We start from the raw sequence: 11,224 nt of genomic DNA, 5'->3' as shown, positions 1-11,224 counted from the left end.
TTCTGAGTATTGGTCTGATTCACGTATTGTTTGCCAGTGTAGATCAGGTTTGCCGTCCAGGTTAACTCAGGCACCATTGGCATATCCCATTCGGCACTGATATTCGCCTGCCGCTCAGCTACACCGACAGGTGTATTACCTTTGGTTGCAGGATTATTAGTTTTATTTAATTCCGCATCCAGCAACATGAAACCACCTAATACACGGATATCCGACGTTAATTGACCGAAGACATTCATTTCAATACCTCGGTTACGTTGCTCACCCGAAACAGACGAGATATTGTTCACTGTTTGATAACTGGGCTTTTCAATCTGAAACAGGCTGACTGTCGATGTAAACTCACCAAAATCAACTTTAGCCCCTACTTCGTATTGCTTGGTTTTGTAGGGCTCAAACACTTCTCCAGCATTAGCTGAACTGTCCGGGGCAATATCGCCTTTGCTCAAGCCCTCACTGCGGTTGGCATAAAGCGATACATTTTCCCAGGGTTTAAATACTATGCCGACCATCGGTGTTAAGGCACTTTCATTGTAATGAGTAGTGACGGCACCTGTGCTGGCATTAAAGCTGTCTGATTCCACCTGCTGCCTTCTGACGCCCAATGTCAGTTGCACTCTGTCATCCAGAATAGACAAAGTATCTGCTAAGGCAATCCCCCGCAGCCGACTCTCACTGACTCTGGGCGCATGCTGCGGATTAGCAACTATAATCTCAGCCTGATCGGTCGGTGAATACATATTATTTAAATAGGAAGAACTGGCATTGATCGTCGCTTTTTCGAGCTGATCGCGATACTCGGTTAATTGCAGCGTCATATTGTGATTAATCATACCCGTGTCAAACCAGCCTCTCAGGCCGGTACTGACGGTATATCTATCCACATTAAAATCCGCATTACTTGGTGTAACGGTCACATCACCAGATGCACTCGTAATGCTAGGGTAGCCAAATAATCTGGATACACGGGTTCTGCCTCCACCGATATCAGCAAAGAAGGTTAATTGGTCATGGATATCATATTCGGCTTTGACCAGTAATGATTTGTCATCCACCTTCGACCATTCCCAGTCCTGAGTAATATTATGTTCACCATCCGGGGCCGATGGGACATCCACACCACTGGCTAACCAGAGATGGCGCAATGGGGCATCGAGATCTTCTTTTTGATGAATTAGATCGGCTGTCACTCTCAGTTTTTCGCCTTGATAATCCAGAGCTAAGGCCCATGACTCGACCTCGCGTGATTGGTTTTCACGTTCGGTATCACCATCACTGACAGTACCGTTAAATCTGACCCCAAATTGCTCGTCATCACCAAAACGTCGACTCAGATCAAGATGGCCTTTTAACTGACTATCAGAAGCGTAAGATGCGGTAAATCGTGTTAAGTCTTCATCCAGAGCACGTTTGGGCACGATATTGATACTGCCGCCAACACTACTGTTTGGTGAGATGCCATAGATCATAGACGCTGGGCCTTTTATAACCTCGACTCTGTCGACATAATCAGCCAACACCCGGTAATTAGAAGCCACACCATACACACCATCAAAGGCGATATCGCCTGAATTACCTTCATTCATAGTAAACCCACGAATACGGAAAGAATCCAGCATGCCACCACTCACATGTGCTGTTCTAATTGAAGGATCTGTCGCCACTACATCGGCTAATGTCTCTGCTTGTATATCGTCAATATAATCACTGGTGAAGTTAGTCATATTAAACGGAGTATCCATCACATCGCGATTACCTAAGATACCGACACGACCTTGTTTGGCTACCTGACCACCGGCGTACTTTTCCGTTTGTAATGACTTTCTTACTACTTTTGCATTGATATCAATGGCATTTAATACCACTTCATCATTTGCTACAGCTTTAATCACAAAGCCTGTCCCGGTATTTTCTGCTTTAAGGTTATGACCGCTTAATAATGTAGCTAACGCATTCTCTGGCGTGTATAAACCTTTAATTGCTTTTGCTGATTTATTTTTTACCAGATCGGTATTCACCACGATGGATATATCTGCCTGACTGGCAAGTTGAGTGAGACTGGTTGATAAAAAACCTGCAGCAATGTCAATTGGCTTTTTGCCACTCTCTACTGCCGAAGCAATGGAAAGCCAGCTTAATAGAAACACCATCAGGCTATAGCGAAACCGTGCTGGTGAAAGAAAACGATTGATAAACATGAGACTCCCTTATTTCATTTGTCTTATTAACGTTGACGAATGAGATAAGGAAATCACCACCAAGAACATCATTTTATTATTTTGATGTCATCGTAATCGTTGTCCACCACGGAGTGAGTGTGCTGACTTTTATTGGGAATGAATCTGCTAATAAGGCTAATGCCTCCAGCGGCTTATCTAGAGGCAGTACCGCTGAGACATGATAATTATCTAACGGTTGATCATCAAAGTAGATATACCCTTTATGAAAACGACTCAGAATCGCAAGCACATCCCCTAACGGCATACCATCCACCATTAACTGGTGTTTGTCCCACATCAAGCTTGCATCGCTGACACTAAAGTCAGTAACCTTCCCCAGATGTTCTGCATAAACACGAATCTGCTGACCTGGGTGAAGAGGTTTAACATCACACCCTTGTCGCTGACAGGTCGCCGCTACACTAGATTCGATCACTTTCAGTAAACTGTAATCGTCCCGCTTATCCACACTAAACTCTGTACCCAGAGCGGTGAGACGACCGTGCTCTGTTCTCACTACAAACGGTCGCTGCGGATTTTTACTGACCTTGAGTCGTATTTCCCCTTTCAACAGATGAATGGTTCGTTGAGTGTTATTAAAATCGACATTAATAGCACTATCACTACTCAGTGTGATAACTGAATTATCTGCCAGGGTGAAGGATTGCCATTGTCCCACATCTGTTTTTTTATCAGCCATCATCAGCGTAATGCTATTTGGCGACCAAGTAAGTATTGGCAGAAAAACGACCATTAGCAGCACAAATGTTTTTGCCAGGGTTTGCCAGGAATGTTGATGATGTCTGTCATTGACCGAGACAGATAATGCCGCCTTCGATGCTGACCGGGGGAATTGCTGAATACTGCCCAACATGGCGTTTAACTTATCCACCGCATCGGCATGGCGCGGATCCCGGTTTTTCCAGTCAAAGTAGGCTTGTTTTTGTGCTGCTGATGGTGGGTTTTCTTCATCAGACATTAACACAAACCACTCTGCAGCTTGAGTAGCGATGTTTTCCGAATCAGTCCTTTCAGCTGATGAACTCGTGACCATTAATACGACTCTGTTTCAAACACTTGCTGACAGGCGACTAAACTTTGAATCAAATATTTCTGCACCATGCTCGTGGATACACCCAGTTTTTTGGCAATAGCAGACTGGGTTAAACCATCAATATGCCGAAGAATAAAAGCTTGCCTGACATGTATAGGTAACTTATCTAACGCCTGAGAAATATTATCCAATGCATTGATCGCCACATAAACATCTTCTTCTGATGGTATTGGTTCAGCATCATCCAAGCTAACTTTTAACTCTTCTAAATACGCTTGTTCCAATAAAGAGCGGCGCCGTTTATCAATTAATAAGCGTTTGGCAATGGTCAGCAACCAAGGACGAGGTTCTTCGATTTGAGTTAAATCTCTTTGCTTACTGATAACATTAACAAAGGTGTCCTGTGTGAGATCTTTGGCATTTTGTGAACAGCCTAATTTTTTACATAACCATCCAGTCAACCAATAGTGATGATTTTCATACAACGAGGTGATGAAACTGCTTTCATCACTCGGCTGATTAAAAGCAATCTGTTTATTACTCGACATGTTCAGCGGTGAAACCGTAAAAGATATTAATGATAACTATTATCATTTAAACACATATCGTATGCAAACTTTTGTTTTTATTAGAAAGCAAATTTATTTCATTTGCATACAACTGTATTATTCCATCTATAAAACAGATTTACAGTTAGTGTCTCAACTTAAGCGATACTGCCGGAGAAAAGAATGAAACAAACGGGAAAAATTAACTACCTTGAAATTCCTTCTCAGGATTTAGACAAAACCAAAGCTTTTTTTAGTCATGTGTTCGGGTGGAAATTTATTGATTATGGTCCAGATTATATAGCCATCGAAGACGCGGGTATTGATGGTGGATTTTATAGAACGCCACTTTCATCGACTCAAGATGCCGGTAGCGTGTTGATTGTGCTTTATAGCGAAACGTTAGAGACTACCCTTGAACACGTAAGAGCGGCTGGCGGTGAAATTGTTAAAGACATTTTTTCATTCCCCGGTGGACGCCGTTTTCATTTTACAGATCCAAATGGTAATGAATATGCAGTCTGGTCCGAATAAACTCACACTCACTTTTTATGATTCATGGCGTCGTTTCAGGTAGCTACCAAATTGAAAGATAAGAAAACCTATCAGCGACAGAACAATAGCAATTTCATACCTACGGTAAGCGACTGAAAGCCCTATTGCACCTGTTAACCATATTCCAGCCGCATTGGCTGTTCCCATCGCTCTACCAGACTCTTTAACAATAGCACCACCACCGATGAATCCCATACCGGTAATCACGCCATACATCACTCGTGCTTCCGCATCACTTCCTTGATAGACATCCATTGCGACTAGCATAAAGGCACAACAAGCAATAGACACTAAAGGATAGGTTCTTAAACCGGCCCCCCCGGTATCGACATATTCTCTATTCATTGCGATAGGTAGAGCTAGGATAAAAGCAATACCGATTTGATATAAATTAAACCAAACCTGATCAAAGTTAATTTCGGGCATGATGCTATCTCATTGAGTTGTAAGTCCTACCATGCCATTAGCGAGTACTTTAATTCAACGTTTTTTGTTCAACAAACAAGAGTTCTTCGGTATCAAATCCAGCTGCTTTTGCTTTATTGATAAAGCGTTGTTTTACCTCATCAGACACTGTAGGTGTTCGTGAGAGTAACCATAAATAATCATGATTCGGACCCGAAACAAAGGCATAACGATAATCATCATCTAGTTCAAAGATGACATAACTTCCATAGAATGGACCAAAAAATGAAACTTTCAGATGACCTTTATGAGGACCATCAACAAAGTAGGCTTTACCTTCTGCTTGTTTCCACTCTTTTTCTTCTGCTGAGTAACCACGGTTAATCACTTTGACACCACCATCTCCTTTTAGAGAATATTGTGCCGTGACGTTACTTAACCCCCGCTCAAAGCCATGATCTAATCTGGCTATTTCATACCAATTTCCGAGATAGCGATTTAGAACAAAATTATCTACTGCTGTCACGCCTTTTGGTGTGCCAGTACAAGCCACAGCGCTGATAACTAAAAAAAACAGCATCCCGAATAGACGCATATCTCTCTCCTTTGATTATTATTATGGATGAGGCAATATCAGTAGGACACAAACAGGCGCTATTGTTTCCCTTTAGACACTATAAAAAACTAAAATGCCAGTAAGGCTTTGACTCCAATGTATACAGCACTAAAAAAGCCAATCAAAAATACTAGCGAACGATATGTATCCATATCGAGAATATAGAATAGCGGATGGAACAGTCGGCTTAATAAGAACAAACCCGCCGGGTAACTAAAATCTGCCAGGTTCAGGCCTGAGGCGTAGGCCAACAAGCTCATAGCAGAAAATAAAATCAATGACTCCCAAGCATTATGTTGAGCGGCGAGTACCCGAGCACCCAAACCGGTCATATGTGCTTGTTGTGCACGTGGGTAATGGTTATCAAATTTGCCAAACTGTTTATATCGACAATAGCCACCTAACATGGCCAATAACATTGGTAGAATCGCTACAATAAATAACACCCATAATAGAACTGGCATAAATCACTCGCTTTATTTAGAAAACACATTGTTTAATGCATTCATCAATGACTGTTGAAAACGTTCAGGATCTTGAATTTGAGGAGAATGCCCCAAGTCATCGAATAACACTAAATGGGATCCTGAAATCGCTTTTGCTGTTTTTTTCGCTAACACTGAGTAATTACCCAGTCGTTTTTTCACCTCATCAGAGACGAAAGCTTTACCAATCGCGGTATTGTCTTTTTCGCCAATAAATAACCAGGTCGGCACCGAAAGCTGATCAAATTCATGCACTACAGGTTGCGTTAGAATCATGTCGTAGTGAATGGCCGACAACCAGGCTGAATCTTCCTTATCTGCCTTGTATGGCATCATCAACATATCGATCCAGTGTTGATAATCATCACGCCACTGACCGGCATAATAGGTGTTTTGCTGATAGTTTCTGGCTTTTTTAGCGGTCAGACCTAACTGGTTTTTATACCAGTCTTTAATCGACACATAAGGCACACCTTTCGCTAACCAATCTTCGAGCCCAATGGGGTTTACTAGAAATAAAGCATCAACATTATCCGGATACAATAGGGCATAACGTGTGGCTAGCATTCCACCCATTGAATGTCCGACCACCACTGCTTTATCAATATTTAACTGGTTTAACAGGCTTCTGCTATTGGTTGCCAGTTGATGAAAGCTGTACTGATAATCAATAGGCTTGGATGATTTGCAAAAGCCTATCTGGTCGATTGCCACAACACGATAACCGGCAGCTGACAGCGTGCGGATAGTCTCCCCCCATGTGGCTGCACAGAAGTTTTTACCATGTAACAGAACGACGGTTTTCCCGTTCGCTTCAGTAGTCGGTTTTACATCCATATATGCCATTTCAAGCTGCTTTTTCTGGCTGGAAAGAGACATAAACTGGACTGGATAAGGATAGTCAAAATTCTCTAATCTGAAACCGGATTTATTCTTTGCTGATGCGGCGCTGCAGATGAGCAACAAAACGACAAAAAAACTCAGGACGCGGAACATAGATGTCATCACTACCTTATTACCTTTTTAAACTTAGTTTGCCTTAACATCATTAATGATATTTGGCGGCTGTAATGAAAATATTAAATGATTCACACCAAATCACTACAGCCTGATAATCAGTCGGACTAATACCCTCAGGCATATCCAGCATAAAACCATTAAAGGTTCTGACATCACCTACTTTTATCATCTTATCTTTATTGGCTAGAAACGCTTGTTTCGTTTCAACAAACAGAGGAGATAAATACAACTTGTAATCTGGACCAGGTGTAATCTGTCCATCAAAGGCGATCTTGTCAGCACTGATGTAGACCGTGCCGCTACCATAATGCAGCACATCACTCCCCTCAAGATCACGTTCAAAGTCGCCGGTGAATAGTGCTGAGGTGGCCACTTGACCAATCTCAACCATCGAAGGTTTATCTGGCTGCGTGAGAATAGGTAATGCATAAATGCCCAAGGCAAACCCCATTACCAGCATGACACTATGAGTGAGTAACAGTAATACTTTCTTCATCGCACTCCCCTCTCATATGACTATCATCGTTGAGCAGATAGCGTTTGTATATGGTTTTTATTGTTTTCTATTTCCTGCTGTAAGTGTTTTATTTCTTGTAAATGCTGTTGCAGCACTACTCGCATATTTTCTAATACTGTGGGATCACGTGTAGCAACCATGCCATTACCCACATCATAAGTCTGCTGCTGCAAGGCCTCATATTTCGCCTTATTTTCTACCGCCAAATCATCAATTTGGCGTTGTAGCGCTATATTCTTTTTCTTGAGCGTTAAAATTTCTTGAATTCGCGCACCTTCTTTGTAAGCGGCCGTGCGTTGCTTTTGTTGATCAATATCGTCTTTAGAAGACTGATGAAGTCGTATGTCAACCTTTTCAGACTGTGACAGGCAAGGTTTATCCTGAAAATGCATCTGGCCTTTTTCAGCACATTTATAAATATCTGCCTGAGCAACCATGCTGATGCCCAGACTTAGCAACAATAAAACACGTAACATCCTTAACCTCCAAAATCCTTTTGGGATGGACAACTCAAAGATGATAAGACTCCAGTCTTTCTACCTCATGTTTTGAGCCCAGAATAACGGGTACACGCTGATGAATAGATTCGGGTTGAAGCGACAGAATACGTTCTCTACCCGTACTACTAGCCCCTCCTGCTTGCTCAATGATAAAACTCATCGGGTTGGCTTCATACAGCAGTCGTAACTTCCCACCTTGCTGTGCGATACGACTATCGAGTGGATACATAAAAATCCCTCCACGTGTCAAAATGCGATAGACTTCGGCGACCATGGAAGCATTCCAGCGCATATTAAAATTCTTCTCGCGCACACCATCTACACCTTGAATACATTCATCAATATAGCGTTTAACAGGCGGTTCCCAAAAACGCTGGTTCGACATATTAATTGCAAACTCAGACGTGTCCTCTGGGATCTGCATATTCGGATGAGTCAAAATAAACTCACCCACTTCTCTATCCAAGGTAAAGCCATTTACACCAAAACCAGTGGTAAGAATGAGCATAGTGGTGGGACCATACACACAAAATCCGGCGCAGACTTGCTCTGTGCCTTTTTGTAGAAAATGTTCGTGACTGGGATTTTCAATGCCTTCAGGGCAGCGTAATACAGAAAAGATGGTACCTACGCTCAGATTGATATCGATATTGCTCGATCCATCTAATGGGTCAAAACAAAGTAAGTACTTACCTTTTGGGTAATCATCAGAAATAGTGATAATGTCATCGATTTCTTCTGACACCATCGCCGCCAGATGACCGGTCCAGTTTAAGTGCTCCACCATGACATCATTGGTCAGAATATCGAGTTTTTTCTGATGCTCGCCCTGCACATTATTGCTGTTAGCGTAGCCTTCCAGACCTAAAATACTACTTCGATTGACCAGGTTTGCGATTTTTTTACAGGCACTAATGACATCATTCAACAGTCCTGTTAAATCACCTGTCGCTGATGGGTGAGCACGTTGCGTTTCAACAATGAGTTGATTAACTGATTGTCCGATATCAGACATAAAGACATCCCCGTCATTAACACATTAAAGCTATCATCATTTCTAACACGGAGAGAAAAGAAACCCGGCTAGAAGCCGGGTTTTTCTGGTTTAAATCTTAATTAAAATCTCACCCATGCCTATGCCGGAAACATCACCAGCATAGCGTTGAACACGTGAAAAAGGTTCAATCTCGGCAAACTTGGTATCAAACTTTTTAAATGACGCAAACATCAGCGGCAAAAACGCTAATGTATGTGAACCACAATCATTAAAGTTAGCAGATATACCTTGTTTCGGTGCTGAGGTCAGTAATAAGGTGCCACGTTTCATCGCGTAACCAAAATGTTTACCCACGTTACCTAATACGGCAATCGTACCTGACACCATTCTTGAGCCACAGTAATCACCGGCATCACCTTCAATAAAGATATAACCGCGACGCATGTGATCACCTGTTCTTGCACCCGTATTACCAGTGACAATCACAGTACCACCCGTCATACCATTCTTATAACCAATACGGGCACCACCCAGGAAATCACCGGCATTACCATTAACCTTAATGGTACCGCCTTTCATTTCACAGGCAGTGTAAATGCCGGTATTACCATTAACGGTGATATCGCCAGCTTCCATAAACTGTCCAAGATAAGCGCCTGCATTTCCAGCCACAGTTATCTTACCCGTGGTCATTGCATGACCGATATGATCCAGTTTATCTGAGGCTTTAGCGAAATGAATATTCGCAACATCATCACCCTGAATATCAAAAATCTCATCCGTACGTACAGCTTGGTTACCAACCACTAGGGTGGTTGCTGCAATTTCCGCCGTTGTTTTATCAGCCAATTTGTCGGCTGTTAATGGTGAACAATCCACCCGCTGTGCAGGTGATGTTTTTAACGTGAATGTTAATGCACTCATGCCATGATCTCCTGCAAGTGGAAGTGGTATGGACCTAATTTACCGCCATAGTTACCCGCGCTGATACGACGAATACCATTTTCAGCACCTAAATCACAGACCGCCTGTATACCCACACGCATTGCTTTATCAATATCTTCTTTGGTCAAACCGTCAATTACAATTTCCATGACCGATTCAACTTCTGGTGATAAATCACTCTTAGTCTGACCTTTTAAGGTCGGACAGAAAGCATCATTGGTAGACGCATTCAGCGCTTTAAACTTGGAGCCCACTTTAGAACCTGACCTTACAACTCCGCCCGGGAAAGGCATGATGACGTTTGGAATTTTTCTCATTTCTTCAATCGCTGCTTCACACGCCGCTAATGCTTGCGCTTGTGATTCAGCTAAGACCAGGAAGTTACCACCGCCGACAGAGTCATGAACACCGGTCTTTTCCTGTGTTAAAAACTCACCATCCATGACAGGAATACGCCAGTAACGTTTACCATCAATCATTTTCGAAATCTGGAAACCGTCACCGAAATAACGCAAGTTCTGACCTAGAGCGATTTCTTTTTCGCTGTTATCCAGTCCAGAAAACAAGGCTGATGTAGGTGACGTTAAAATACATTGGCCAGCACGCGTTTCTACTTGTTTCGCCAGACCTTTACCACCCATTGCAAAGATAAGTACTGAGACACCTGGACGACCATCCGGTGTTTCACTCGGATCCAGTTCGCGCTCAATACCTGCTTCACAACCACAGGCGATAACAGAAGTCGCAAAACCGGTGAATGCTTGTGCTGAAATCATGGCCCATTTGGCATTTAATGCTGTAATAATCAGCCGTGTGCCTTTCATTGGAAAAGCTTCAGCAAACGTCTCATCTATTGTGACGCCGTTGATAATCATAACTTGCCTCCCTTTTTCAACGGCTGTACGGTCAAGCTGCCACGGCCATCATCAACAATTTCGTCATCACTGATTTTAAAGTTACCCATCGTCATCGTGTGATATTTATCGAAGTATTCTTTTAAAGGTTTTTCAATACCTTTGTCATACTCAGGTTTGACCACATGAGTCGTTCCCCAAATGACTTTCACCAGCTCGCCGTTTTTCACAACAATATTGCCATCTTTAAACACATAATCAGGTGAGGTGAACATTTTTTCACGATCAGCATGATCGGTATACACCGTAATATCTGCAGCAGCACCGACACCTAAATGACCACGGTCAGCCAGTCCAACCAGTTTTGCTGCACCAGCACGCGTCATGATAGCAATATCATAAAGACTGTATTCACGATCCAATGAGGCTAGATGTGTGGCATTTTGTGCTTCTGGATGCAGCGTAGACAGCATATCGTTACGGAAAGACTTATCCATCAATAACTTAAT

At 42.6% G+C, this 11,224-nt stretch carries 14 protein-coding genes; 1 reads left to right on the top strand and 13 read right to left on the bottom strand.

Annotated elements, in window-relative coordinates; translation table 11 throughout:
* The 3 genes from B4K20_RS16140 to B4K20_RS16130 all read right to left on the bottom strand — a co-directional run.
* Positions 1 to 2,198: TonB-dependent receptor (locus B4K20_RS16140; protein ID WP_289283694.1), on the bottom strand; the 2,198-nt coding region annotated here is incomplete at its 3' end.
* Positions 2,199 to 2,274: 76 nt separating this feature from the next.
* Complete coding sequence (locus B4K20_RS16135) at positions 2,275 to 3,273, bottom strand: FecR family protein (RefSeq protein WP_289283693.1); 999 nt, start codon at positions 3,271 to 3,273, stop codon at positions 2,275 to 2,277.
* Complete coding sequence (locus tag B4K20_RS16130) at positions 3,273 to 3,821, bottom strand: sigma-70 family RNA polymerase sigma factor (RefSeq protein WP_289283692.1); 549 nt, start codon at positions 3,819 to 3,821, stop codon at positions 3,273 to 3,275. Before B4K20_RS16130 ends, B4K20_RS16135 begins: the two co-directional genes overlap by 1 nt.
* A 183-nt stretch (positions 3,822 to 4,004) precedes the next feature.
* Here B4K20_RS16130 and B4K20_RS16125 point away from each other — a divergent pair, with 183 nt between their 5' ends.
* A complete protein-coding gene (locus tag B4K20_RS16125; RefSeq protein ID WP_289283691.1) occupies positions 4,005 to 4,355 on the top strand; it encodes a VOC family protein in 351 nt (116 codons plus the stop codon).
* Positions 4,356 to 4,370: 15 nt separating this feature from the next.
* Here the strand turns inward: B4K20_RS16125 and B4K20_RS16120 are convergent, their stop codons facing one another.
* The 10 genes from B4K20_RS16120 to B4K20_RS16075 form a co-directional block, all read right to left on the bottom strand.
* Positions 4,371 to 4,802 (bottom strand): MgtC/SapB family protein, encoded by a 432-nt coding sequence (locus tag B4K20_RS16120; protein ID WP_289243579.1) that lies wholly within the window; start codon positions 4,800 to 4,802, stop codon positions 4,371 to 4,373.
* Between the two features lie 49 nt (positions 4,803 to 4,851).
* Positions 4,852 to 5,376 (bottom strand): lipocalin family protein, encoded by a 525-nt coding sequence (locus B4K20_RS16115; protein ID WP_286305974.1) that lies wholly within the window; start codon positions 5,374 to 5,376, stop codon positions 4,852 to 4,854.
* An 89-nt stretch (positions 5,377 to 5,465) separates the two neighbouring features.
* Entirely contained in the window at positions 5,466 to 5,861 is a 396-nt protein-coding gene (locus B4K20_RS16110; RefSeq protein ID WP_286305973.1) for an MAPEG family protein, read from the bottom strand.
* A gap of 12 nt (positions 5,862 to 5,873) precedes the next feature.
* Entirely contained in the window at positions 5,874 to 6,878 is a 1,005-nt protein-coding gene (locus tag B4K20_RS16105; RefSeq protein ID WP_289283696.1) for an alpha/beta fold hydrolase, read from the bottom strand.
* Positions 6,879 to 6,930: 52 nt separating this feature from the next.
* Entirely contained in the window at positions 6,931 to 7,398 is a 468-nt protein-coding gene (locus tag B4K20_RS16100) for a DM13 domain-containing protein (protein ID WP_286305971.1), read from the bottom strand.
* A 23-nt stretch (positions 7,399 to 7,421) separates the two neighbouring features.
* A complete protein-coding gene (locus B4K20_RS16095; protein ID WP_289283690.1) occupies positions 7,422 to 7,895 on the bottom strand; it encodes a DUF4124 domain-containing protein in 474 nt (157 codons plus the stop codon).
* Between the two features lie 34 nt (positions 7,896 to 7,929).
* A complete protein-coding gene (locus tag B4K20_RS16090; RefSeq protein ID WP_289283689.1) occupies positions 7,930 to 8,934 on the bottom strand; it encodes a class 1 fructose-bisphosphatase in 1,005 nt (334 codons plus the stop codon).
* 90 nt (positions 8,935 to 9,024) lie between these two features.
* Positions 9,025 to 9,840, bottom strand: a complete 816-nt coding sequence (locus B4K20_RS16085) for a formylmethanofuran dehydrogenase subunit C (protein ID WP_289283688.1) — start codon at positions 9,838 to 9,840, stop codon at positions 9,025 to 9,027.
* Positions 9,837 to 10,736, bottom strand: a complete 900-nt coding sequence (fhcD, locus tag B4K20_RS16080; RefSeq protein ID WP_007144228.1) for a formylmethanofuran--tetrahydromethanopterin N-formyltransferase — start codon at positions 10,734 to 10,736, stop codon at positions 9,837 to 9,839. The genes B4K20_RS16085 and fhcD overlap by 4 nt, the downstream gene beginning before the upstream one ends.
* Positions 10,733 to 11,224: amidohydrolase family protein (locus tag B4K20_RS16075; RefSeq protein ID WP_289283687.1), on the bottom strand; the 492-nt coding region annotated here is incomplete at its 5' end. The genes B4K20_RS16075 and fhcD, both read right to left, overlap by 4 nt.

The sequence above is a fragment of the Methylophaga sp. UBA5088 genome, assembly GCF_002414625.1.
In the GTDB taxonomy this organism is placed as follows: Bacteria; Pseudomonadota; Gammaproteobacteria; order Nitrosococcales; family Methylophagaceae; genus Methylophaga; species Methylophaga marina.
Note: the sequence above shows the minus strand (reverse complement) of the source record. Positions and strands in the feature narration are given on the sequence as shown.